Source organism: Corallococcus sp. RDP092CA (assembly GCF_041903675.1).
In the GTDB taxonomy this organism is placed as follows: domain Bacteria; phylum Myxococcota; class Myxococcia; order Myxococcales; family Myxococcaceae; genus Corallococcus.
In genome coordinates, this window is sequence record NZ_JAYESI010000013.1 from 137230 (window position 1) to 161397 (window position 24168).

Annotated in this window: 22 protein-coding genes; 11 read left to right on the forward strand and 11 right to left on the reverse strand. The window is 72.2% G+C overall.

Features of this window, described 5'->3' with window-relative positions:
• The first annotated feature begins 19 nt into the window (after positions 1-19).
• Positions 20-1702: a glutamine--tRNA ligase/YqeY domain fusion protein gene (locus U8525_RS16560; RefSeq protein ID WP_374266715.1), complete on the forward strand. Its 1683-nt coding sequence runs from the start codon at positions 20-22 to the stop codon at positions 1700-1702.
• Between the two features lie 24 nt (positions 1703-1726).
• On the opposite strand, the gene U8525_RS16565 is transcribed toward U8525_RS16560, so the two are convergent.
• Positions 1727-2269 carry an N-acetyltransferase family protein gene (locus U8525_RS16565; protein WP_374266717.1) on the reverse strand — a complete coding sequence of 181 codons (543 nt, stop codon included), beginning with the start codon at positions 2267-2269 and terminating at the stop codon, positions 1727-1729.
• A 114-nt stretch (positions 2270-2383) separates the two neighbouring features.
• On the reverse strand, positions 2384-2887 hold the full coding sequence (locus U8525_RS16570; RefSeq protein WP_374266719.1) for a DUF3592 domain-containing protein: 504 nt from the start codon (positions 2885-2887) through the stop codon (positions 2384-2386).
• A gap of 164 nt (positions 2888-3051) precedes the next feature.
• Between U8525_RS16570 and U8525_RS16575 the strand changes: the two genes are divergently transcribed.
• Positions 3052-3885, forward strand: coding sequence for a 3'(2'),5'-bisphosphate nucleotidase CysQ (locus U8525_RS16575; protein WP_374266721.1), 834 nt, complete (start codon positions 3052-3054; stop codon positions 3883-3885).
• Here the strand turns inward: U8525_RS16575 and mug are convergent, their stop codons facing one another.
• Positions 3886-4386 (reverse strand): G/U mismatch-specific DNA glycosylase, encoded by a 501-nt coding sequence (mug, locus tag U8525_RS16580; RefSeq protein ID WP_374266848.1) that lies wholly within the window; start codon positions 4384-4386, stop codon positions 3886-3888.
• A 181-nt stretch (positions 4387-4567) separates the two neighbouring features.
• Here mug and U8525_RS16585 point away from each other — a divergent pair, with 181 nt between their 5' ends.
• Positions 4568-5830, forward strand: a complete 1263-nt coding sequence (locus tag U8525_RS16585; RefSeq protein ID WP_374266723.1) for a glycosyltransferase 87 family protein — start codon at positions 4568-4570, stop codon at positions 5828-5830.
• 62 nt (positions 5831-5892) lie between these two features.
• Positions 5893-6201 carry a hypothetical protein gene (locus U8525_RS16590; RefSeq protein ID WP_374266725.1) on the forward strand — a complete coding sequence of 103 codons (309 nt, stop codon included), beginning with the start codon at positions 5893-5895 and terminating at the stop codon, positions 6199-6201.
• Positions 6202-6219: 18 nt separating this feature from the next.
• On the opposite strand, the gene U8525_RS16595 is transcribed toward U8525_RS16590, so the two are convergent.
• The gene (locus tag U8525_RS16595) at positions 6220-6594 is read right to left on the reverse strand and encodes a DUF423 domain-containing protein (RefSeq protein ID WP_374266727.1); all 375 of its coding nucleotides are present in this window, start codon (positions 6592-6594) and stop codon (positions 6220-6222) included.
• 100 nt (positions 6595-6694) lie between these two features.
• On the opposite strand from U8525_RS16595, the gene U8525_RS16600 reads away from it, so the two are divergent.
• Together U8525_RS16600 and U8525_RS16605 are read left to right on the forward strand one after the other, a co-directional pair.
• A complete protein-coding gene (locus U8525_RS16600; RefSeq protein WP_374266729.1) occupies positions 6695-7366 on the forward strand; it encodes an SET domain-containing protein in 672 nt (223 codons plus the stop codon).
• Between the two features lie 53 nt (positions 7367-7419).
• Positions 7420-8355, forward strand: coding sequence for an acyl-CoA dehydrogenase family protein (locus tag U8525_RS16605; protein WP_374266731.1), 936 nt, complete (start codon positions 7420-7422; stop codon positions 8353-8355).
• 78 nt (positions 8356-8433) lie between these two features.
• Here U8525_RS16605 and U8525_RS16610 read toward each other — a convergent pair whose 3' ends face one another.
• The gene (locus U8525_RS16610) at positions 8434-9141 is read right to left on the reverse strand and encodes a hypothetical protein (RefSeq protein ID WP_374266733.1); all 708 of its coding nucleotides are present in this window, start codon (positions 9139-9141) and stop codon (positions 8434-8436) included.
• A 119-nt stretch (positions 9142-9260) separates the two neighbouring features.
• Here U8525_RS16610 and U8525_RS16615 point away from each other — a divergent pair, with 119 nt between their 5' ends.
• Together U8525_RS16615 and U8525_RS16620 are read left to right on the forward strand one after the other, a co-directional pair.
• A complete protein-coding gene (locus tag U8525_RS16615) occupies positions 9261-10094 on the forward strand; it encodes a hypothetical protein (protein WP_374266735.1) in 834 nt (277 codons plus the stop codon).
• 12 nt (positions 10095-10106) lie between these two features.
• Positions 10107-11417: a M18 family aminopeptidase gene (locus U8525_RS16620; RefSeq protein ID WP_374266737.1), complete on the forward strand. Its 1311-nt coding sequence runs from the start codon at positions 10107-10109 to the stop codon at positions 11415-11417.
• 90 nt (positions 11418-11507) lie between these two features.
• Here the strand turns inward: U8525_RS16620 and U8525_RS16625 are convergent, their stop codons facing one another.
• The gene (locus U8525_RS16625; protein WP_374266739.1) at positions 11508-13649 is read right to left on the reverse strand and encodes a M4 family metallopeptidase; all 2142 of its coding nucleotides are present in this window, start codon (positions 13647-13649) and stop codon (positions 11508-11510) included.
• A gap of 373 nt (positions 13650-14022) precedes the next feature.
• Between U8525_RS16625 and U8525_RS16630 the strand changes: the two genes are divergently transcribed.
• Positions 14023-14607: a DUF2378 family protein gene (locus tag U8525_RS16630; RefSeq protein ID WP_374266741.1), complete on the forward strand. Its 585-nt coding sequence runs from the start codon at positions 14023-14025 to the stop codon at positions 14605-14607.
• 22 nt (positions 14608-14629) lie between these two features.
• On the opposite strand, the gene U8525_RS16635 is transcribed toward U8525_RS16630, so the two are convergent.
• Positions 14630-15643 carry a serine protease gene (locus U8525_RS16635; RefSeq protein WP_374266743.1) on the reverse strand — a complete coding sequence of 338 codons (1014 nt, stop codon included), beginning with the start codon at positions 15641-15643 and terminating at the stop codon, positions 14630-14632.
• Between the two features lie 169 nt (positions 15644-15812).
• Between U8525_RS16635 and uvrA the strand changes: the two genes are divergently transcribed.
• Together uvrA and U8525_RS16645 are read left to right on the forward strand one after the other, a co-directional pair.
• A complete protein-coding gene (gene uvrA, locus U8525_RS16640) occupies positions 15813-21116 on the forward strand; it encodes an excinuclease ABC subunit UvrA (RefSeq protein ID WP_374266745.1) in 5304 nt (1767 codons plus the stop codon).
• Between the two features lie 34 nt (positions 21117-21150).
• Positions 21151-21711: a glutathione peroxidase gene (locus tag U8525_RS16645; protein WP_374266747.1), complete on the forward strand. Its 561-nt coding sequence runs from the start codon at positions 21151-21153 to the stop codon at positions 21709-21711.
• Positions 21712-21777: 66 nt separating this feature from the next.
• Here the strand turns inward: U8525_RS16645 and U8525_RS16650 are convergent, their stop codons facing one another.
• The 4 genes from U8525_RS16650 to U8525_RS16665 all read right to left on the reverse strand — a co-directional run bounded on the left by U8525_RS16650 (position 21778) and on the right by U8525_RS16665 (position 24088).
• Positions 21778-22353 carry a DUF4136 domain-containing protein gene (locus tag U8525_RS16650; protein WP_374266749.1) on the reverse strand — a complete coding sequence of 192 codons (576 nt, stop codon included), beginning with the start codon at positions 22351-22353 and terminating at the stop codon, positions 21778-21780.
• Between the two features lie 129 nt (positions 22354-22482).
• Entirely contained in the window at positions 22483-22971 is a 489-nt protein-coding gene (locus U8525_RS16655; RefSeq protein WP_374266850.1) for a hypothetical protein, read from the reverse strand.
• A 5-nt stretch (positions 22972-22976) separates the two neighbouring features.
• Positions 22977-23516 carry a zf-HC2 domain-containing protein gene (locus U8525_RS16660; RefSeq protein ID WP_374266751.1) on the reverse strand — a complete coding sequence of 180 codons (540 nt, stop codon included), beginning with the start codon at positions 23514-23516 and terminating at the stop codon, positions 22977-22979.
• Positions 23516-24088, reverse strand: coding sequence for an RNA polymerase sigma factor (locus U8525_RS16665; RefSeq protein ID WP_374266753.1), 573 nt, complete (start codon positions 24086-24088; stop codon positions 23516-23518). Before U8525_RS16665 ends, U8525_RS16660 begins: the two co-directional genes overlap by 1 nt.
• Positions 24089-24168 lie beyond the last annotated feature (80 nt).

A 24168-nucleotide genomic window follows, 5' to 3' on the forward strand; every position in this document is an offset into this window, starting at 1 on the left:
AAGAGGATTCGCACCCATCATGACGACGACGAACGAGACCCAGGGCCTGAACTTCCTCCAGGAGGTCATCGAGGAAGACCGGCGGACGGGCAAGCACGGCGGACGCGTGCACACCCGCTTCCCGCCCGAGCCCAACGGCTACCTCCATATCGGCCACGCCAAGTCCATCGTGCTGAACTTCGGGCTGGCGCAGCAGTATGGCGGCAAGTGCAACCTGCGCCTCGACGACACCAACCCGCTCACCGAGGACACCGACTACGTGGAGTCCATCCAGCGCGACGTGCGCTGGCTCGGGTTCGACTGGGACGACCGGCGCTTCTTCGCGTCCGACTACTTCGACCGGCTCTACGCCTTCGCGGAGCAGCTGATCTCACAGGGCCAGGCCTACGTGTGCAGCCTGTCGCCGGAGGAGATCTCCCAGTACCGCGGTGACTTCACCACGCCGGGCCGCAACAGCCCGTACCGCGACCGCACGGTGGAGGAGAACCTGGACCTGTTCCGCCGGATGAGGGCGGGCGAGTTCCCGGACGGCAAGCACACGCTGCGCGCGAAGATCGACATGACGTCGTCGAACCCCGTGCTGCGCGACCCGCCCATCTACCGCATCCGGCACGCGCACCACCACCGCACGGGCGACAAGTGGTGCATCTACCCGCTCTACGACTTCGCGCACTGCCTGTCGGACGCCATCGAGGGCGTCACGCACTCCATCTGTACGCTGGAGTTCGAGAACCGGCGCGTGCTGTACGACTGGATCGTCAGCGCGCTGATCAAGGGCGACCGGCCCTACCAGTACGAGTTCGCGCGGCTGAACCTCACCTACGCGGTGATGAGCAAGCGCAAGCTGCTCCAGTTGGTGCAGGAGCAGCGCGTCTCCGGCTGGGATGATCCGCGCATGCTGACCATCAGCGGCCTGCGCCGCCGGGGCTACACGCCCGCGTCGCTGCGCGAGTTCGCCAGGCGCATCGGCGTGAGCAAGTCCGACAGCCTCATCGACATGGGCGTGCTGGAGCTGTCCATCCGGGACGACCTCAACGAGACGGCGCCGCGCGCCATGGCCGTCCTGCGCCCGCTCAAGGTGGTGCTGGAGAACTACCCGGAGGGCCAGGTGGAGGAGCTGGAGACGGCGAACCACCCGAAGCGCGAGGACATGGGCACGCGCAAGGTGCCGTTCATGCGCGAGCTCTACATCGAGGCGGACGACTTCCAGGAGGTGCCGGAGAAGGGCTTCTTCCGCCTGGCGCCGGGCAAGGAGGTGCGCCTGCGCTCCGCGTACTTCATCAAGTGCGAGAAGGTCATCAAGGACGCGGCCGGCAACATCACGGAGCTGCGCTGCACCTATGACCCGGCCACGCGCGGTGGCGATTCGCCGGACGGCCGCAAGGTGAAGGGCACGCTGCACTGGGTGCCGGGCAACGCGCCGGAGGCGCAGGTGCGGCTGTACGACCGGCTCTTCTCCGTGGAGCAGCCGGACCGGGACAAGGAGAAGGACTTCAAGGAGTTCCTCAACCCGAACAGCCTGGAGACCCTCACCCACGCGCGCGTGGAGCCGCGGCTCGCGGAAGCGAAGCCGGGCGACCGCTTCCAGTTCGAGCGCCTGGGCTACTTCTGCGCGGACCCGGTGGACTCCAAGCCGGGCGCGCCCGTCTTCAACCGCACGGTGACGCTGAAGGACTCGTGGGTGAAGGAGCAGAAGAAGTAGGCGCCCGCCGCTCGCGCCGCGGCTTCACGGCGGGCCCTGGGGGCCACCCCCCGGAGCCTCGTCGTCTCCACGGGGAGGCGGGGCGCCGCGCGGCGCCTCGCGCGTCATCTCCACCATGGTGGGACGCCAGCCCAGCCGCTCGAAGAGGCGCCGCGCGGCTTCGTTCTTCGCGGCGGTGTGGAGCACGACGCGCGGCGCTCCCAGCTCCGTGAGCCGCTCCACCATGGCCTCCGCGAGCAGCCGGCCGGTGCCGGTGCCTCGCGCCCGGGCCTCCACCCAGATGTCGTGCAGGGCGCCGTGCCTGTCGAGGAGCATGTTCCAGTCCACGCCCTCCAGCCGGCCGTAGCAGTAGCCCACGACGTCGCCGTCCAGCTCGGCCACCAGCACCACGGCCTCCTGGGGACGGCGCGCCTCCTTGCCCAGCCACCAGCGGTAGCCGGACTCGACGTCGTCCGGGAGCAGGAAGCGCGGCGGGTCGAAGCCGTGGTGCTGGCGCGCGAGCGCCGCGCCCATGCGGCCCAGGGCGGGCGCGTCCGAGTCCTTCGCGGGGCGGATGGTGACGGGCATGCGGTCTCCAGGAAGCGGGTCTCCGCCCCACCTTGCGCATCGAGGGCCGCGCGTGTCGAAGGCTCCTGGAGGAGAGTGCTCGGCCGGACAGGCGGGAGGACGGCCCGGCGGTGCCTAGCGGGCCTTCGCGCGCATGGGGGGCGCGGCGCGCTTGCCGTCGCGCAGGCTGGAGCGGCCCATCTCCAGCAGGCCCCAGCCCGCCACGAGCGCGAACACCGCGCCCACCGCCGTCACGATGTAGTTCGCCAGGCTCGTGTCGCCGCACTGGAGGCACGCCACGGACGGGTCCGCCGGCTCGTAGTGCAGCGTCACCGGGGCGCCGGCCACGTAGTGGTGCGACACCGCCTGCGCCTCGGAGAGCCCGCCGGAGCCGTGGCCGTCGAAGGCCACCGTGTCGGAGGTGTACGGCACGCCGTTCACCTCGTAGCGGTAGCTCACCTCCGGGCGGAAGCTCACCGCGCGCTTGCTGCGCAGCGTCTCCACGCGGGAGCTCACCACGGTGCCCTGCACGGTGGGCCAGTCCTTGCTCACCTTCGAGCGGTACACCATCCGGCCGCCCGCGAACGCCAGCGCCGCGCCGAAGCCCAGCAGGGCCAGTCCCATGAGCCACTTCATCATCGTTCGAGTCCTTGCATGCCCTCCGCGCGGTCCGGGCGGGGAGGACGAATCCCCCTGGGATTGCAGCCGCCGGGCCAGGGCGCTCCGCCCGGAGGAGCGGGGCCGTGGGGCGGGGCAGATTTCCCCACGAGGGGCAATTCGCCCCAGTAGACTCAAGGGCCTCCATGCCCGCACTCGCCCAAGAGCTTGAAGTGGCCCGGCGCATCGCGCGCCAGGCCGGTGACATCCTCCTGCAGGTCTACGCCACGGACTTCTCCGTCACGGACAAGGCCGGAGGCGCCGGCCCGGTCACGCTGGCGGACGAGCGGGCCAACGCCTTCATCGTGGGCGAGCTGCGCAAGGCCTTCCCCGCGGACGGGGTGGTGGCTGAGGAGAGCGAGGACGCCTCCGACGCGAAGCGCTTCTCGCGCTGCTGGTTCGTGGATCCGCTCGACGGCACGCAGGAGTTCGTCAACCGCAACGGCGAGTTCGCCATCCACATCGGCCTGGCGGTGGAGGGCCGGGCCGCGCTGGGCGTCGTCTACCGCGCGGTGGGGGACGTGCTGTACTCGGGGGTGGTGGGCGAGCAGGGCTTCGTGGAGGACCCCCAGGGCCGCCGGGCGCTGCGCGTGTCGGACGTGGCGGACGCCTCGGCGCTGCGGCTCGTGGTGTCGCGCTCGCACCGCTCGAAGACGACGGACGCGGTGGTGCAGCGGCTGGGCATCACGAAGGAGACGGAGTCCGGCTCGGTGGGCCTCAAGTGCGGCCTCCTGGCCGAGGCCCGCTGCGACCTCTACGTGCACGTGAGCGACAAGAGCTACCGCTGGGACAACTGCGCGCCGGAGGCCGTCATCCGCTCCGCGGGCGGCGTGCTCACGGACCTGGCGGGCCACGCGTACCTCTACGACGGCTCGGAGCTCCAGAACCGCCGCGGCCTGCTCGCGTGCAACGCCGCCGCCTTCGACAAGGTGCTGCCCGTCGCCTCGCAGGTGGCCCGCGAGGCCGGCCTGCTGAAGTAGTCAGCGCGCTTCGGCCGCGCGGCGCAGCTCGCCGTACAGCCGCGCGAGGTCCGGCAGCTGGTAGCTGGCATTGAGCCCGCTGGGGTTGGGCAGCACCCACAGCCGGGTGTCGCCCAGCGTCTCCTCCTGCGGCCCGAACCTCGCCTTCGGCCGCGCGAAGGCGGTGCGGTACGCGCCCAGCCCCAGCACCGCGAGGTACCGGGGGCGGTGGCGCTTCACCTTGCGCGCCAGCGACTTCGCCCCTTCCGCGAGCTCCTCCGGGGCCAGCAGGTCCGCGCTCGCGGTGGCCCGGTCCACCACGTTGGTGATGCCCAGCCCCAGCGCCAGCAGCTCCTCCTGCTCGGACGGGTCCAGCCGGCGCGGCGTGAAGCCCGACGCGTGGAGCGAGGGCCAGAAGCGGTTGCCGGGCCGCGCGAAGTGCACGCCCACCACCGCGGAGTAGAGGCTGGGGTTGATGCCGCAGAAGAGGACGCGCAGGCCGGGGGCCAGCAGGTCCTTCACGGTGCGGCCGGTGGCGGCGGACAGCTCGTCCTTCGTGGGGCGGTGGAGCTTCACGGCCGGAACCTAGCGGGTCAGGCCGCACGGCGCACGGCGAAGGGGCCGCACGGGCTCCGGGCAGGGGAGGGGGCGGCTGCCTTTCCCCGGCGACAGCGCCCGGCCTCTCCGGGCAGAGTGCCGCCCCGTGTCCGCTCCGACTTCGTCCGCCCCCCACCGGCTTGAGCCCAGGCACTGGTTCGCGCTCGCCGTGAGCGTGTTGCCGCTGGTGCTGTACGCGCTCTTCTCCCTCCGGGAGGGCGACCTGCCGCTGTACTTCCGGACGTCCCGCGCGTTCCTGGATGGCGCGGTGCCCAACCGCGACTTCCGCTTCGAATACCCGCCCTACGCGCTGCTGTGGTTCGTGCCCGCGACGTGGGCGGGCGGCGACCTGCGCGGCTTCATCCTCGCGTTCGGCCTGGAGCTCACGCTCTTCGACGCGTTCATCAAGTGGCTGCTGCTGTCCGAGGGCGTGCGCCGCTGGGGCACGACCTGGCGTGCGTGGGCGCCGCTCGCGGCGTACTTCGTCGTCAGCTGGATCCAGAGCGTGCACTACCTCAAGCGCTACGACGTGATCCCGGCCGCGCTCGCGCTGGGCGCGCTGGTGGCCCTGATGCGGCGGCGCGAGGGCTGGGCGGGCGCGGCGCTCGCGGTGGGCACCGTCACCAAGCTGTACCCGGCCGTGCTCGTGCCGCTGGCCCTGGCCGTGTGCTGGCGACGGGGCGCGAAGCCCACGCGGGCCCTGATGATGGGCCTCGTCGCGGGCGCGCTGCCGCTCCTGCCGCTGAGCCTCGTGTGGCCGTGGTGGCAGTTCGCGTCCTTCCACGTCGAGCGCGGCCTCCAGGTGGAGGCCTTCACCGCGGGCCTGCTCTGGGCCGCGCACCAGCTGGGCTTCGCCGACGTCCAGTGGGTCCACGCGCCGGCCTCCTACGAGCTGCACGGCGCGGCCGCGGAGGGCGTGCGCGCCATCACCCGCCAGCTGTGGGTCGCGGGCTCGCTCCTGGCCGCGGCGGTGTCCGTGCGCGCCGCCTGGCGCAGGCCCCCGGTGCACATGGAGGACGCGGCCCGGCTGGCGCTGGTGCCGCTCGTGGCCTTCGTCATCCTCAACCCGGTGCTGAGCCCGCAGTACCTCATCTGGCTCACCGGGGCCGCCGCGCTCGCGCTGCTGTCCGGCCCCGTGGGGCCGCCCGCCGTGCTGCTGGTGGCCGCCGCCATCACCCGGGGCCTCTTCGCGGGCAGCACCTACGACACGGGCTTCCAGCCGCCGTACACGGCGCTGCTCCTGGCGCGCAACGCGATGGTGCTGGGCGCGGGGCTCGTCTGGGCCCGCGAGGCGTGGTGGCGGGGACGCCCTGGCCCGGCAGGGCACCCGGACGTGGAGCCCACCCCCGCTCCGGCTCCGCCCGCCTGAAGCCTGGCCGCCCGCCCCGCGAGCGTCGAGCGCCCCCGGGGGCGCGTGGTTAGAGGGAAGGCATGGCCCGACCGGTGAACGTCAACGCCCTGTTGCCCATCGAAGCGGAGCTCCAGCGGGAGCGCGCCTCCGGGCTGCGCCGCTCCGGCGACAAGCTGGAGGAGGCCCTCGCCCGGGTGGCCCAGGCGGAGCAGGAGCTGCGCGCCCTGCACGGGCTGGCGCGCATGGAGCGCTACGCGGCGTACCGCGCGCTGTGGAAGGAGGCGGAGCGGCTGCGCTGGAACCTCACCGTGCAGCGCGAGGCCTGCGGCCTGCGCAACCACCGCGACCTGGACCACGTCTACCCGCTGCCGCCCCTCCTGCGGGAGTGACGCGGGGCGTTCACCACCTCACGGTGCGGAGCGCCACGCGGCCACGGCGAGGAGCGCCCAGCCCGCGAGGAAGCCCAGCCCGCCCAGCGGCGTGATGGCGCCCAGCACGCGCACGCCGGACAGGGCCAGCGCGTACAGGCTGCCGGAGAACAGGACGATGCCCGCGAGCATCGCCCAGCCCGCGGACTCCAGGAGCGGGGAGGGGCGCACCGTGCCCAGCAGCCCCACCGCCACCAGCGCGAGCGCGTGGTACATGTGGTAGCGCGCCCCGGTTTCGAAGATGACCTGCAGGTCCTGCGGCAACCGGGTCCTCAGCGCATGCGCCCCGAAGGCGCCGGCCGCCACGGACAGGAAACCGTTCACCGCGCCCACCACGATCCACCACCGCATCATCGAGTGCCTTTCTTCGCGCGCTTGTCTGCGGCACGCTACACCGCGCCTCAAGGCAGCGTCCTGGTTGAACACGCACCCCGCCCCAGCCGCGCCATCCCCGATGACGACTTCCCCTTCCTTCCAGCCGACCCCGTCGATTCCCTTCGAGCTGCGCCAGTCCCCCATCCAGGGCACGGGCGCCTTCGCCACCCGCCGCATCCGCAAGGGCGCGCGCATCATCGAGTACATCGGTGAGCGCATCACCCAGGCGGAGGCGGACAACCGCTACGACGACGAGTCGATGGAGCGCCACCACACGTTCCTCTTCAACCTGGACGACGACACCGTGCTGGACGCGGGCACCCTCCACAACGAGTCCCGCTACATCAACCACTCGTGCGAGCCCAACTGCCAGTCGCTCATCGACAAGGGCCACATCCACATCTACGCGCTGCGCACCATCGAACCGGGGGAGGAGCTGACGTACGACTACGCGTACGAGCGCACCCCGGAGATGGACGCGGACGCCGAGGCGCTCTACGTCTGCCGCTGCGGCACGCCCTCCTGCCGGGGCACCATCCTCGCCCCGGAGAAGCGGGCCCCCGCGCGGAGCAAGAAGGCCGCGTCGAAGTCCAAGTCGGCCTCCAAGAAGAAGGCCGCGTCGAAGTCCAAGGCGCCCTCCAAGGCGAAGTCCGCCAAGAAGTCGAAGGCCGCGCCGCCCGCCGCCGCGAAGAAGAAGCGGGGCACCCGGCGCACGAAGTCCCCGGGCCGCGGCCGCCGCGCCGCGAGCTGACGGCCCGCACGGAAGCGCGCGCACGGTCCGGGGCCCGGGATTAGACTGGAGGCGTGAAAGACGTCCTGCGCTTCCTGCTCACCGAGGCCCCTGACTCTCCCTCGCTCGACTCCGTGGAGGCCTGGTGGCGCCGGCACCTCGCGCTGCTCCCTCGCTTCCCGGCGCCCGCCGACCTGGCGCTCGCCGCCGGGTTCCGGATGGACCGGATGGGGTTCGCGTTCGCCTCCGGCTACCAGGCGGCGCTGCGCTCCCTCTTCCCCCAGCTCCCGCCCGACCAGCGCGCCGCGCTCTGCGCCACGGAGACCGGGGGCGGACACCCGGGCGCCATGGAGACGAAGCTCACGGCGAAGGGCGCGGGCTGGACGCTCGACGGCTTGAAGACCTACGTCTCGCTGGGCACGCACGCGGAGGTGCTGCTGGTGGTGGCCTCCGAGGGCCGGGACGCCCAGGAGCGCAACCGCCTGCGCATGGTGCGGCTGGATGCGAAGGCGCCCGGGGTGACCGTGGAGCCGCTGCCTCCGCTGGGCTTCATCCCGGAGGTGCCGCACGCGGCGCTGCGGCTGGACGGCGTGGAGGTGACGGCGGAGGACGTGCTGCCCGGGGATGGCTACACCCGCTACCTCAAGCCGTTCCGCACGGTGGAGGACTGCCACGTCGACCTGGCGGTGCTGGGCTGGCTGGTGAAGGTGGCCCGCCGGTGCGGCTGGCCCGTGGCGCTGCGCGAGGAGCTGCTGGCCATCGCGGCGATGATGCACGCGCTGGCGCTGGAGGACCCCGGCGACCCGGCCGTGCACGTGGCGCTGGGGGGCGCGCTCACGCAGCTGCACCGCGCCCTGGAGCGCTGCGAGGTGGCCTGGGAGGGCGTGGACGTGGAGATGCGCGAGCGCTGGCAGCGCGACCGGCGCCTCCTGGACATCGCCTCCAAGGCGCGCGCGAAGCGGCTGGACGTCGCGCGCCAGCGGCTGGCCGGCGGCGCGGGCGACGACTGACGCCCGCAAGGCGAAGCCCGCGAGGGGCGGGGCCGTGAAGCCTCCTCCACCGCGCGGGCCCGGAGACCGCGAGGGCCTTCAGTACCGTCCGCCGCCCAGCGCGGAGACGATGGCGGACAGGACGCGGTTCTCCACGCCCCAGACGGCCTTGTTCACGCCCTTCACGCCCGCGCCGCGCATGTAGTCCGTGAAGTCGTGCAGGGCGGTGGAGCGCTGCATGCGCTCGGAGCTGGCGGCGTAGAGCAGCGGCGTGTTCGGCGCGCCCGTGAGGCCCAGGTCCGGACAGGCCTCGGACAGCGCCGCGCGGTCGATGCCCGTCACCGCGGACATCATGGCCACGGTGAAGTGGTGCACGGGCAGCTCGCGCGCGTTGGGCACGCGCTCCAGCACCTTCGCGCGCGTCGCCGGGTCGGTGGCCAGCTGGGGCAGCGTCACCCGCGACATCTCGAGGATCTGCTCGTTGGTGATGTGCTTGTTGTCCAGGATGGCCCGGTCGAACAGGCTCTGCGGCGTGTCACCCTTGATGGTGATGTTCACGTCGGACATCCGCTGGCGGATGGCCTGGATGGCGCGCCCCACCTCCGTGTTGGGGCCGCCGCGCCACGAGCCCGGCGTCGCCTGCACCGGCGCCGTCGTCGCGCGGATGCGCGCCAGCTCCGCGCGGTTGAGCACGTCCGCGCGTGACGCCTCCGTGACCTGGTTGGCGCGGGCGGGCTGCGCGGCCGGGGCCTGCGTGCGCGCCGGAGCGACGGAGGGGGTGGCGGGACGGTTGCGGATCTCGTTCATGGAGGCACCTTCTACCCGGGAAATCGGAGTACCGGATTATCGCCCGAGGGGCAGGGGAGTTGCCCTCCCGGCGCCCCGCCGCGCGTGCGTTCCGCGACCTTCCCGGTATGGTGCGCGCCATGTCCCCGCGCCTCCCCACCCAGTTCGCCGACCTCCTCACCCCGAAGGGCCGCCGCATTCTCGAAGGCCGAGACGCCGAGATGCGCGGCGCGCTGCTGGACCCCACGCGGCCCTTCATCGCGCTGCAGGGCGTCATCGACGTGAAGAAGGCCGCTGCGGCCCGCGACCTCCTGGACGCCGCGCTGCGTGACACGCTCGTCACCATGGAGGACCCCATCCCGGAGGACTCCATCTCCGGCATGGTGGAGAACTACACGGAGGCGCTGCCCAAGACGGTGCGCGTGCGCACCGCGCTCCTGGAGAGCCGGCGCTCGCGCTCGTGGCGCGCGGCGGAGGGCGTGGGGCTGACGGCGCTCCTGCGCTCGGACACGTTCGCGGCCTTCGCGGCGACGGTGAGCGGCCGGCCGCTCAAGCGGGGCTGGGGCATCCAGGTGCTCTGCTACGGCCCGGGGGATTACACCGGCCCGCACAACGATCACCACCCGGAGGAGGCGGACGCGCGCGACGGCTACGTGGACATGCACGTGAGCCTCACGCTGCCGGCCGTGGACCACCAGTACCTCGTGTACGCCAAGGACGGGCACCTCTCCGAGCTGACGAAGGTCAGCACCGTGGGCGGCGTCACCGTGTACCGGCTGCCTTTCTGGCACTACACGACGCCGCTGGCCGCGAAGCCGGGCCGGGAGGACGCGGCGCGCCGCTGGGTGCTGTTGGGGACCTTCCTGGACGCGGGGCCCGGGACGCGCCCCTCCTCCACCGTCCTGCCTGCGGGCGCCCCGCCGCCTGTCCGGGCGGTGACAGTCGGACGTGGCACCGGGGCCGGACGGCGTTAGCGTGCCGGGCCCATGAGCCCGACCGACATCGACACGCAGGCCAACGACCTCCTCCAGTACATCGACGCGTCGCCCACGCCGTACCACGCCGTGCGCGAGACGGCGCGCCGCCTCACCGCCCGCGGCTTCCGCGAGCTGGACGAGCGCGAGTCCTGGTCCCTCAAGGCCGGGGACAAGGTGTTCGTCATCCGCGGCGACACGAGCCTCGCGGCCTTCCAGCTGGGCACGAAGCCCGTGGACACCACCGGCTTCCGGCTGGTGGGCGCGCACACGGACTCGCCCAACCTGCGCCTCAAGCCGAACGCGCCCGTCAACCGCCACGGCTACCAGCAGCTGGGCGTGGAGATCTACGGCGGGGTGCTCCTGCACACGTGGACGGACCGGGACCTGTCGCTCGCGGGCCGCGTGGTGACGCTGCACGACGGCCGTCCCCGGCACCACCTGGTGGACTTCCGCCGGCCGCTGCTGCGCGTGCCCAACCTGGCCATCCACCTGAACCGCGCCGTCAACGCGGAGGGCCTGAAGCTCAACCCCCAGGAGCACATGGTGCCGGTGCTGGGTCTGGAGAGCGCGGGCCCGGCGGAGCTGCGCGCGCTGCTCGTGGAGGAGCTGGGCCGCGCGGGCGTGAAGGCCGCCGCGGACGACCTCCTGGGCTACGACCTGTGCCTCTATGACCTGCAGCCGTCCACGCGCTCCGGCCTGCACGGGGAGTTCCTCCACGCGCCCCGCCTGGACAACCTGGCCAGCTGCCACACCGGGCTCACCGCGCTGCTCTCGGACACCGGCCCGCGCGAGGCCACGGTGGGCGTGGTGCTCTACGATCACGAGGAGTGCGGCAGCCGGAGCGCGCAGGGCGCCGCGTCGCCGTTCCTCAAGGACCTCCTGGAGCGCATCGTCCAGGCGCACTCGGATGGGCGCGCGGACGCGTTCCACCGCGCCATCCGCCGCTCGTTCCTGGTGAGCGCGGACATGGCGCACGCGGTGCACCCCAACTACTCGTCCATGCACGAGCCCAGGCACCAGCCGCAGCTGGGCGGCGGCCCGGTCATCAAGACCAACGTCAACCAGTCCTACGCCACGGACGGCGAGTCGTGGGCGCACTTCGCGGCGCTGTGCAAGGAGGCGGGCGTCACGCCGCAACACTTCGTCACGCGCACGGACCTGGGCTGCGGCAGCACCATTGGCCCCATCACCGCGGGGCAGCTGGGCATCCGCACGGTGGACGTGGGCAACCCCATGCTGTCCATGCACTCCATCCGCGAGCTGGCCGCCGCGTCCGACGTGGCCCGCATGGTGGCGGTGCTGACGCGCTTCTTCGCCTGAGGCGCGGCGCCTGACGGCGAAAAGGAAGAGGCGGGCCCGGTGGAGAGACCGGACCCGCCTCGGATGTTTCAGGAGCCCTTCAGCGGACGACTAGTTCACGCCCACCGCGGTCCAGGCGTCCTTCACCTTCTGCACCTGGTTGGAGTCCGCGCCGTACAGGTCGGTGGCGGCCTTGATGGTGGCCTCGCGGGCCTGCGCGAAGTTCGTCTTCGGCGTCATGTACGTCGTGAGGGCGCGGCCGAAGATCTTCAGGCCGTCCTCCATGCCGATGCCGCCCTTCACTTCCAGGCCGGAGGTGCGGTTCTTGCCGCCCTCCACCAGCAGGTAGAAGGCGTTGTTGGAGATGCCGCTGGACCCGTGCACCTCCGTCTGCTTCGGGTAGTTCTTGTAGTTGTCGACCGAGTAGCCGTCCTTGGTCGGGTCGTTCATGTAGCGCAGGCCGTCATCCGGGTCGCCGTTGTTCGGGGTCCACGCGGCCTCGCCCACGGTCCAGTTCCACTTGGCCTCGGGGTTCTTCTGCGCGGCGTACCACTCCACGCCCGTGCCCATGATGTCGGAGAAGGACTCGTTCAGGCCGCCGGACTCGCCGCTGTAGATGAGGCCCGCGGTGCGCTCGGTGAGGCCGTGGGTGATCTCGTGGCCCGCGATGTCCAGCGTGGTGAGCGGGCCGGACGTCTTACCGTCGCCGTCGCCGTAGCTCATCTTCTCGCCGTCCCAGTACGCGTTCACGTAGTTGTTCTTCACGTGCACGTAGTTGACGAGCTTCTCGCCCGCGCCGTCGATGGAGTCCCGGCCCAGGATCTCCTTGTAGAAGTCGTAGGTCATGGCCGAGCCGTAGTGCGCGTCGATGCCGGCCTTGGCGCGCTCCGGGTCGGTGGCCTCGCCCCACTTGTCGTTGTTGTCGTTGATCTTCGTCTGGCCGGACGCCGTGGACTTGTTGTTCGCGTCGTAGGTCACGATGCCCTTGCCGCGCGTCGTGTCCTCCAGCGAGTACGTGCCGTCCGCGTTCTTCGTGGTCTTCAGGTCCACGTGGCCGCTGTACATGGACAGGTCGTCCGCGGTGCCCGTGGGAGTGTCCGACGGATCCGTCGGCGGAGGCGTGGTCTCCTTCGCGGAGATGTTCAGGCTCCAGTTGTTGAGGGTGCCCGTGTCACGCGCGGCCTTGTCCTCGACGGTGATGGTCCAGTCGCCCTTGGCGCTCTCGCCCTTGAAGGCCTCGGACAGGTCGAAGGAGCCGGTGATGTCATCCGCGGAGCCGCCCTTGCGGTCCTGCAGCACGGCGGTCTTGCCGGAGGGGCTGGTGACGGAGACCTTCAGGTCGCCGCTCCAGGTGTGCTTGATGTTCAGGTCGACGGACAGCTGGTCCACCGTCACGTTGTCCGGGATGCTGATCTTCGACTGGACCTGGCCCTTGTCCGGGATGGCGACGTTGGGGCTGGCCGTGCCGTTGACCTGCAGCGCCGCGGGCGCGTTCTTCGTCCAGCCGCCGATCTTGTTGAAGCTCTCCAGCACCTTCCCCGTGTTGGCGTCGATGATGTAGTTCTGCTTCTTGGGCTTCTCCTGCCCGGCGATCTGCTGGATCTCCACCTGGTAGGCGGAGTGGTACTTGCCTTCCGCGTCCTGGTAGATGACGCGCTCGGAAGAGGGCTGCTTGTCGGCCTTGCCGCCCAGCTCCTTCTTCGCGATGTCGATGGCCTGCTGCGGGGCCAGCTTCGGCTTCTGCGAACCCAGGCCCGCGGGGATGGGGTTCTGCTCACCGGTGACGCTGGACACCTTGCCGTCCGCGCCCAGGTGGCTGATCAGCTGCTCACCGAAGACCTTCACGCCCTCGTGCACGCGGTCCAGACGCACGTGGGTCATGCCCAGCTCGTCGACCTCCACGCTCTTGGGGGCCAGCGTCGGGCCGGCCTTGTTCGCGGCCAGCAGGTTCGACGCGGTCAGCGGCGGGGTGAGGTGCTTCAGGGACGTCTGGATGGCCTGCTGCGCCTCCTTGCTGTCCAGCGGGAGGCGGCCCGCCTGAGCGGACGTGGCCTGCGCGGGAGCGGCCTGCGCGGCCTGCGTCGTCGCGGCGGCGGCGGCCGTGGGCTGGGCGCCAGCGGCGGCGCCCGTGCGGGAGACGGACTCGAAGCCGTCCTTCACGCGCAGGACATTCTTGGCCTTCGCCGGCGCGGAGGTGTCGGTGGTGGGGCGGAGAGCAACGGGCGTCGAACCTTCGGTGCGGCGAATGGTCATTGATCACTCACACTGCAAGGGGGATGAACAATTCTCGCACGACGAACACCCAGAGTTTCTGGTGGGGTGAAGAAGATAACGCGCCATCCCAGAATTCATTGGATACCGATGGTGGACTTCCTGTGAATTCAATGGTTGACACCGAATCTTTACTTTCAGTAGGGGTCCTGAGTGACCCGAATTCCTGAAATCCCCGACGCAGGACGTCATGGATCAGCGCCCGAGGGGCGGGGAATTTCGGAAGAAATACTTGGAAAAAACACCTCCGGGCGGCAGCCGGGCGGGCGGGCCGGGCGCGCGGAGGCTGATACAGTGCAACGCGGTTTCCCTGCCAGGCCGGGGCGGGGGGGCTGGACCCTGGGGGGGTTGAAACATGGAGTCATGGATTCATCCGGAGAGGCGGGAGACGCCTGTCCTTCCGCTCTTGCCGGTGCGGGTGCCGCGCCGGAGCTTCGAGGGCCTGTTCGAGTACGCGCTGAGGCCGTCGGGCCCGTTCGCGCAGGCGCTGCGCGACGTGGGCTACGACCCGGACACGGTGGAGGAGCGGCTTCCGCTGGAGGTGTGGCGCGCTTCGCTGGCGGTGGCGCGGCGGTATGCGTGCCCGGGCCTTCCCAGCGAGGACGCCAACCGCGTGCTGGGCACGCACTACGTGGAGGGCTTCGCGCAGACGCTGGTGGGGCGCATCTTCGCGGCGGCGGCGCCGCTGCTGGGCGCGGAGCGGTGCCTGGCGCGCCTGCCCACGTACCTGCGCGCGGGCCGCGAGGACATGAAGCTGCTGCTGGAGCCGGTGCGGGCGCGCGAGTGGCGGGCGCGCGTGGTGGACGCGGATCCGCTGCCGGACTTCGTGGCGGGCGTGGTGGAGCAGGTGCTGCGCCGCACGCGGGTGCTGTCGCGCGTGGACGTGCTGGAGCGCGGCGAGCGCACCTATTCGCTGCGGATCCGCTGGGACGACGCCTGATGGCTGGCGCGTCCTCCCGCCGCTAGTTGAGGTACGTCTTCGGCGGGGGGCGCTTGCTGGCGGGGGTGGGCGAGGCCGGACGCGACTGGCGCCACCGGCCGATGACGTCCATCAACCCGTCGAACGTGTCGCGCAGGGCCCAGGCGCGGTCCTCCGCGTCCTTCATGCCCTCGCAGCGCAGGAGCCCGTCGCGCAGGGCGCGCTGGACGCCGGGGCAGTCGTCGCGCTCGTCGATGAGCTGCTCGGCGGTGTGCATGTAGAGCCGGTAGCACCCCTCCACGTCGCCCCGGTTGTAGGCGGGGGCGCCCACGTTGATGGCCTGCCCCAGGAGCGCGGCCACGGACTCCACGGCCGGCGTCGCGCAGCCGTCCAGCAGGCCCAGGGGATGCTGGGGCACCTGGCGCACGCGGGGAGCGCGCTGCCGGGGCGTGTCCAGCGCGGACAGCGGCTGGGGAGGGCCGGGCGTCTTGAGGAGCGGCGCGAGGTAGCGCACCGGGATGACCAGCCCCAGCGCGCGGCCGTTGGCGAGCGCCGCCGTGGCCAGCCCCACCACCTGTCCCCGCGCGTCCACCACCGGTGAGCCCGAGGCGTCCTCGGGCAGCGTGCGCGTCAGCTCCAGCAGGGTGAGCCACTCCCCCAGCACCTGCACCGCGCGGACCTCCAGCGTGCGCGTCTCCGGCGGGCGGTCCGCGTGGGCCTGGACCACGTGCAGGGCTTCGCCTTCCGAGGGCAGGGTGGGCGGGCCCAGCGGGAGGGCGGGCACCCGGTTCGAGAGGGGCAGGCAGAGGACGGCCAGGTCGCGCCGCTCATCCACGGCCGCCACCTGCACCACCGGGGAGCGCGCTCCGTCCGGCAGCACGGCGGTGATGGCGCGCGCGCTGGCCACCGCGTGGAGGCTGGTGGCGACGTGGCCTTCGGAGGAGATGACGAACCCGGTGGCGGTGCGGCCGCCCAGGTCCAGCAACACCAGGGAGGCACTCGTGCGCCGCAGGGCCTCTTCGGCCCGCGCATGGCGTGCCTGGACGTCGTCGGACATGGGCCACCCCCGTTCGGCCGGCATTCCCAGCGTGAGACATTTCATGCGTCCGGCCGCACCGCGTTGTATCAGCCTGCCCGCTCTCCACCCAACCCACCCGGGCGGGGCGATGTTGGCCGTCACGTTGTGATTGGCGGCGGAGTGTCCGATCGTTAAACCTCCGGCCGGCATGCACAAGACCCACCTCGTCGGCGCCCGCACCCACAACCTCAAGGTTCTGTCCGTCGACCTCTCCGAGGGGGAGTTCGTCTGCGTCACCGGCGTGTCGGGAGGCGGCAAGTCGAGCCTCGCGCTGGACACGCTCTACGCGGAGGGGCAGCGCCGGTTCGTGGAGAGCTTCAGCCCGTATGCCCGGCAGTTCCTCGAGCGGCTGGAGCGGCCGCCCATGGACGCGCTGGAGCCGGTGGCGGCGGGCGTCGCGGTGGACCGGCGCGCGCCGGTGAAGAGCTCGCGCTCCACGGTGGCGACGCTGGCGGACGTGGAGCCGTACCTGTCCGCGCTCTTCACCCGCGAGGCGATGCCGGTGTGTCCGGACTGTGGCCTGGAGGCGGTGCGCACCGACGCGCGCGTGGCCGCGCGGGCCGCGCTGCGGGAGCACCCGGACGCGCCCGCCGTCTTCACGTACCCCGTGCGCATCCCCGACACGGCCGCGTTCCTCGACGCGCGCGCCCGCCTGCTGAAGGACGGCTACCACCGGCTGGTGGTGCAGGGCGAGGTGAGGGAGCTGGAGACGCTCAAGCCGGGCGAGGCCACCGACCCCGCGGGCATCGCGCAGGTGGTGGTGGACCGGGTGAAGCTGACGGACGCGAGCCTGTCCCGCGTCACCCAGGCGCTGGAGGACGCGTGGGCGCGCGCCGAGGGCGAGGCGCTGCTCTTCCTGCCGGACACCGCGCCGAAGAAGCTGCGCCGGGGCCTCGTCTGCCCCAGGTGCGCGCGCGAGTTCGAGCCCGCGCGGCCGGGCCTCTTCAGCTACCAGAGCCCGGTGGGCGCGTGCGCGCCGTGCCGGGGCTTCGGGCGCACCATCGGCATCGACTGGGGGAAGGTGATCCCCAACCCGTCGCTGAGCCTGGCCCAGGGGGCCGTTCGTCCCTGGTCCGGCCAGTCCACCAGCTGGGAGCGGGAGATGCTCCAGCGCTACTGCAAGCAGCAGGGCATCCCCTTCGACAGGCCGTGGGAGAAGCTCACCGCCGCCCAGCGCGAGGCGGTGCTCCAGGGCGAGGGCGACTACGACGGCGGCCGCGTGTACCCGGGCGTGCGCGCGTGGTTCCGGTGGATGGAGAGCCGCACGTACAAGATGCACGTGCGCGTGCTGCTGGCGCGCTATCGCGCGTACACCCTCTGCGAGAGCTGTCACGGCGCGCGGCTGAACGAGCAGGCCCGCGCGTGGCGCGTGGGCGGCCTGGACCTGCCGGGCTGGCACGGCCTGGAGCTGACGGACGCGCTGGCGCGGCTGGACGGGCTGAAGACGCTGACGGGGCAGGGCGACCTGGCGCGGCGCGAGCTGTCCGCGCGGCTGCGCTACCTCCAGCGCGTGGGCCTGGGCTACCTCACGCTGGACCGGCCCGCGCGCACGCTGTCCGGCGGCGAGGCGCAGCGCGTGTCGCTGACCGCGGCGCTGGGCACGTCGCTCACCGGCGCGCTCTTCGTGCTGGACGAGCCCACCGTGGGCCTGCACCCGGGGGACGTGCCGCCGCTCACGGAGGCCATCGCGGAGCTGGCGGACCGGGGCAACATCGCGCTGGTCATCGAGCATGATCCGCTGGTCATCCGCTCCGCGCACCGCGTCCTGGAGCTGGGGCCCGGCGCGGGCCGTCATGGCGGCGCGCTGTGCTTCGACGGCACCCCGGAGGCGCTGGCGAAGCGGCAGGACCTGCCCACCGGCCGCATGCTGTCCGGCGGCTCGGAGGCGGCGCGCGCGCCGCGCACCCGCACGGGCGAGCTGATCATCCGCGGCGCGCGCGAGCACAACCTGAAGGACGTGTCCGTGCGCGTGCCGCTGGGTGTGCTGTGCGCCATCACCGGCCCCAGCGGCTCCGGCAAGAGCACGCTGATGGACGAGGTGCTCTACCGGCACCTGGCGCGCGGGCTGGGCGTGAAGGACGTGGAGGCCCCCGGCGACGTGGCGGCGGTGGAGGGCGGGGCGCAGGTGGAGGCCATCACCTTCGTGGATCAGTCCCCGCTGGGGCGCACGTCGCGCGGCAACGCGGCCACGTACACCAAGGCATGGGACCGGCTGCGCGAGCGCTTCGCCTCGGAGCCCGACGCCCAGGCGCGGGGCCTGACGTCCGCGCACTTCTCCTTCAACGTGGACAAGGGCCGCTGCGAGGCCTGCGGCGGAGAGGGCTACGAGACGGTGGAGATGCAGTTCCTCGCGGACGTGGCCCTCTTGTGCGCGGTGTGCCGGGGCCGGCGCTTCAAGGAGGAGGTGCTCGCCGTCCGCCACCAGGGCTTCAGCGTGGCGCGGGTGCTGGAGATGACGGTGGACGAGGTGCTCCAGCACTTCGGCGCCGACCCGGCGCTGAAGCGCACGCTGGGGCCGGCGCAGCGGCTGGGCCTGGGCTACCTGCCCCTGGGCCAGCCCCTGTCCACGCTGTCCGGCGGCGAGGCGCAGCGGCTCAAGCTGGCGCGCGCGCTGGCGAGCGACCCGAAGGGCACGCTCTTCCTCATCGACGAGCCGAGCGCGGGCCTCCACGCGGAGGACGTGCGCCACGTGATGGCGTCGCTGCACGCGCTGGTGGACCGGGGCGCGAGCGTCATCGTCGTGGACCACGACGTGACCGTGATGAAGGGCTCGGACTGGATCATCGACCTGGGGCACAAGGGGGGCCGCGACGGTGGCCGGCTGGTGGCGGAGGGCACGCCCTCGGACGTGGCGAAGGCGCGGGACAGCGCCACCGCCGCCGCGCTCCGGGGCGAGGGCAGGCCGCTGGCGAAGGCGGTGAAGCTGCGCCGCCCCGGGAAGGAGGCGCCGCCCGCCATCGAGGTGGAGCACGCGCGCGAGCACAACCTCCAGGACGTGTCCTGCCGCATCCCCCTGGGGAAGCTGACCGTGGTGACCGGGCCCAGCGGCTCCGGCAAGAGCTCGCTGGTGTTCGACGTCGTCTTCGCGGAGGGCCAGCGCCGCTTCCTGGAGACGCTGACGCCGTACGCGCGGCAGTTCCTGCCCACGCTGCCGCGCCCGGACGTGGAGCGGATCAGCAGCATCCCGCCCACGGTGGCGCTGGAGCAGCGCACGTCGCGCGCGGGGGCCACCAGCACCGTGGCCACCGTCACGGAGGTGGCCCACTACCTGCGGCTCATGTACGCGAAGATCGGCGAGCCGCACTGCCCGCATGACGACACGCCCATCGGCGCCACCGCGCCCGCGGCGCTCTACGCGCAGGTGCTGGCGACGAAGGGCGACGGACAGGTGCTGGCGCCCGCGGTGCGCTCGCGCAAGGGCACGTACCTGGACGTCTTCACCGCGGCGGCCCGCGCGGGCATCACCCAGGCCATCGTCGACGGGGAGCGGGTGTCCACGGACGACCCGCCGCGCCTGGCGAAGACGAAGGAGCACGACATCGACCTCGTGATGTACGAGGGCCGGCTCGCGAAGCTGCCGCGCGAGGTGTTCGAGGCCTCGCTCAACTGGGGCAAGGGCGCGGTGAAGCTGCGCACGGGCAGGGCGGAGACGCTGCTGTCCAGCGAGCGCACCTGCCCGAAGTGCGGCACCGCCGTGCCGGAGCTGGATCCGCGCTGGTTCTCCTTCAACACGAAGCAGGGCCGCTGCGAGTCGTGCGAGGGCACCGGCGTGCAGGGCGGCGCCGCCGCCATGGCCGAGGGCGAGACGGCCCCCTGCCGCGCCTGCGGGGGCACCCGCCTGGCTCCGGTGCCGCGCGCGGTGCGGCTGGAGGGCGCGCGCTACCACGAGGTGGTGCAGGCGTCGGTGACGGCCGCGCTCGCGCGCGTGCGCACCTGGAAGCTCAAGGGCGACCGGGCGCTCTTGGGCGAGACGGCGCGGCAGGAGATGCTGCGGCGGCTGGAGTTCCTGGAGCGCGTGGGCCTGGGCTACCTGTCCCTGGACCGCAACGCGGCCACGCTGTCCGGCGGCGAGATGCAGCGCCTGCGGTTGTCCGCGCAGCTGGGCGCGGGCCTCACCGGCGCGATGTACGTGCTGGACGAGCCCACCATCGGCCTGCATCCGCGCGACACGCACCGGCTGCTCGACAACCTGCGCGCGCTGGTGGAGACGGGCTCCACGGTGCTGGTGGTGGAGCACGACTCGGACACCATCCGCGCCGCGGATCACCTGCTGGACCTGGGCCCCACGGGCGGCCGGGGCGGTGGCCACATCCTGGCGGAGGGCACGCCGGACGTGGTGCTGGAGTCGGACTCGCCCACCGCGCGGGCGCTGCGGGCCGCGCAGGTGCGGCCTCCTTCCGGCCGGGGCGAGCCGAAGGCCTGGGTGGAGCTGAAGGGCGCGCGCGCGAACAACCTCCAGCGCGTGGACCTCAAGCTCCCGGTGGGACGGCTCAACGTCGTCTCCGGCGTGTCGGGCTCCGGCAAGAGCACGCTCATCCGGCAGGTGCTGTACCCGGCGCTGCGCGACAGGCTGGGGCTCGTCACCGCGAAGCCCGGCGCGTTCGACTCGCTCAAGGGCACGGAGTCCCTCAAGCGGGTGCTGTCGGTGGATCAGTCGCCCATCGGGCGCACGCCGCGCTCGGTGCCGGCCACGTTCCTGGGCATCTGGGATGAGCTGCGCCGCGTGTTCGCGGCCACGCCCGAGGCGAAGATCCGCGGCTTCGGGCCCGCGCGCTTCTCCTTCAACACGGCCAGCGGCGGCCGCTGCAAGGTCTGCGAAGGGCAGGGCGCCATCTCCCACGAGATGTCCTTCCTGCCGGACGTCGTCACGCCGTGCGAGGCCTGCAACGGGGCGCGCTTCGACGCCGCCACGCTGGAGGTGCGCTACCACGGCCTCACCGTGGGCGACGTGCTGCGGCTGTCCGCGGACGAGGCCAAGGACGTCTTCCGCGCGCTGCCCAAGGTCGCCGCGCCGCTGGAGTGCCTGGCGGACCTGGGCGTGGGCTACCTCCAGCTGGGACAGGGCTCCAACACGCTGTCCGGCGGCGAGGCGCAGCGGCTCAAGCTGGCCGCGGAGCTGACGGCCTCCTCCCGCCACGAGCCCACGCTGTACGTGCTGGACGAGCCCACCACCGGCCTGCACCTGGGAGACGTGGAGAAGCTGATCACGTTCATGGGCCGGCTGGTGGACCGGGGCGACACGCTGGTCGTGATCGAGCACCACCCATCGGTCATCGCCGCGGCGGACCACGTGGTGGAGCTGGGGCCGGAGGGCGGCGAGGGTGGAGGTCGCATCGTGGGCGAAGGGACGCCTCGCGAGGTGGCGAAGCTCAAGACGCCCACGGGCCGGGTGCTCAAGTCGGTTTTTTCCGCTGAAGAACCCCGTGCGCGCGTCGCCTCACGCGGACGGTGAAACGACGCGCCCCTTCCGGCATCCTGCGCCCGCCATGAGAACCTCCCTGCTCCTCGCCGCCGCGGCGGTGCTCTCCCTCTCCCCGGTGGCCTCCGCCGAGGACAAGACCGGGAAGAAAGCCATGTCCTTCCACCAGCTCACCGCCAACCGGCTCGACGGCAAGCCCGAGAAGCTGTCGGACTTCCAGGGCAAGGTCGCCCTCGTCGTGAACACCGCGTCCGAGTGCGGCTACACGCCCCAGTACAAGGGCCTCCAGGCGCTCTACGACAGCTACAAGGACAAGGGCGTCGTCGTCCTGGGCTTCCCGTCCAACGACTTCGGCGGACAGGAGCCGGGCACCTCCGAGCAGATCGCGAAGTTCTGCGAGCTGCGCTTCAAGGTCACCTTCCCCATGTTCGAGAAGGTGAAGACGAAGGGCGAGGGCCAGTCCCCCGTCTACGCGTTCCTCGCCAGGGACCTGGGCGAGCCCAAGTGGAACTTCCACAAGTACGTGGTGGGCAAGGACGGCCAGGTGAAGGCCGCGTTCCCGAGCAGCGTGACGCCCGACAGCCCGGAGCTGAAGGCCGCCATCGACAAGGCGCTCGCGGAGAAGTGACCGTCGTTCCCCGGCTCGAGGCCCCGGCTGTCAGGGGCCTCGCCGGGAGTCGCGCGCTGACGGCGGCTACTTCTGCTCCTTCGGCTGGGGCGGGAACTTCTCCAGCATCTTCTCCACGCCCTTGTCGATCTTGTCGTTGGTGGCCTGGAGGCTCGGGCTGTCGCCCAGGTTCGCCTGGGCCGTGCCGCGCCAGATGAGCGTCTTCGCCCGCGCGTCCACCACGTCGAGGATGAGGGTGCCCACGTCATACTGGCGCACGTACGTCTCCGAGGGCCCGTAGAACGACCCCCAGAAGGGATCCCACGGGTAGCCCCAGTAGCTGTCCACCGTCTCCGCGGACAGCCGCGTGTTGATGGCGCCCTGCCAGCCGATGAGGAAGTCCGGATCCCCGCTCGCGTCCACCTTCTGGTAGCCGCGGGCCTGGAGGTCGCGGTCCACCGCCCCCGTCACCTGGGAGTTGGTGATGTCGTTGTTGATGCGCGTGTCCTCCGACTGCTGGGGATGCGACAGCCACGCATAGGTGTGGAACGCGTTGATGCGCTGGACGGCGGCAGGGTCGTAGTTGGTGCCGACCTTGACGCCCGAGCAGGACGCGAGCCCGAGGCCCACGAGCAAGGGGAGGACACGGGACAGCAGACGCATGGCGGACTCCATGAGGGCGGGCGCGTCCCCTGGAGGCGGGACACGGTCAACGCCATGACGTTGGGGCTGGCCTCCGGGGACGACCGCCCGCGCCCGCCCGTCCGCCTCCGACCGCCGGGAGGGGCGGCCTCAGTCGCCGCGCGGTTCCTTCAGTCCCTTGGCCTTCATCCACTTCGCGCCCTCGGAGCGGGCCATGACCATGGCCAGCCGCGCGCGCTTCTGCGGGGACAGGTCCTTGGCGAGCGCCTGGTACAGCTCCCGGTCCAGCGCGGCGATCCGCGCCCGTGCGTCGAAGACCTTCTGCGCCGCCGCGTCCACCTGGCCCAGCGCCGCGCTGTCGCCGCGCGCCGCCAGGTGGAGGATGCGCGCCGAGTCCCGCACCTGCTCGCGCAGCGGGCGGCGCTGGTCCTCGAAGCGGCGCAGCGTCTCATCCACCTTCAGGGCCTGCGCGCTGTCCAGCTCCAGCGTGTCCGCCAGCTCCAGCACCTGCCGCAGCCGCAGCCGCTGCTCGGCCCGGGCCATGCGGTCGGCGTCACGGGCTCCTGGCTCCTTCGGTCCGGGCTGCGCCAGCGCCATCACCGGCAGCGCGAACGCGAGCGCCCAGGTCATCCGCTTCATCGTCTTCACAGTGTCCCTCCCAGGTCGAAGTCCCCGTCCAGGTCCGGGTCGTCCCACGTCAGGTCCTCGTCCAAGCCGTACCCCGAGCCGTCATCGTCCAGCGGATCCAACCCGGCCCACGCCTCGAAGGCGGCCAGCGTCTCCGCGTCCACGTCGTCGCGGGCGCCAGCGGACTGCACGGCGGCCGACGTCGCCGCGCGCTGGGGCACCTTGAGCCGCTCCAGCGCGGAGGGCCCCAGCATCAGCGCCACCACCGCCGCCACGGCCGCGAGCGACCCCAGCGCCCGGCGGCTCATCCCCCGGCGCGTCTGCTCACGGCGCCAGGCCGCCAGGGTCCTCGCACCCAGGCCCTCCTGCGCGCGCACCTCCACGGGCGTCTGGGGTGGCAGCGCCACCAGGCCCAGGACCTCGCGAGCGGAGGCCACCTCCGCCTGGCAGGCCGCGCAGGACTCCAGGTGGGCCAGGAAGCGCGCGGCCTCCTCGCCCTCCAGCGCCTCCGCGGCGTGGAGGCTCGCCTGCTCCTCGTATCCCACGCACGCACCCATCACTGCGTCTCCCCGGCCACGTCGGCCTTCAAGCGTTTCACCGCGTGGTGGAACTGCACCTTCGCGTTGTTCTCCGTGATGCCCAGCGTCTCCGCGATGTCCTTGAACGGCAGCCCACCGTCCACCCGCAGCGTCAGCACCTCTCGCTGACGGCGGGGCAGGGCCAGCACGGCCTGTCGCACCCGGTGGCCCTGCTGGGTGCGCTCCAGCGACGCGTCCGCGCCCTCGCCCGGATCCGCCACCACGTCGTCCAGCACCGGCGCCACCAGCACCGGCCGCCACCGCAGCCCCTGCCGCGCGTGGTTCTTCGCCAGGTTGAGCGCCACCCGCACCAGCCACGAACGGAACGGCGTGGGCGTGGTGGGGGTGAAGCGCGCGAAGACCCGCCGTGACGCCTCCAGGGCCCGGAGGAACGCCTGCTGCGTCAGGTCCGCCGCGTCCTCCGCGCTCACGGTGTAGCGGCGCATCAGCGAGAAGACGAGCCCCCGGTGCCGTTCGAAGAGCTGGCCGAACGCCGTCGCGTCCCCCGCGAGGAAGGCCCCGCACAGGGCCTCATCCGAGAGAGCGCTCACGGCCCCCTCGGGCCGCACCAGTCCTAGGACCCGTCCGCTCACAGGGGCTCCAACCCGCCAGGGGGCGGAAGGTTATTTCC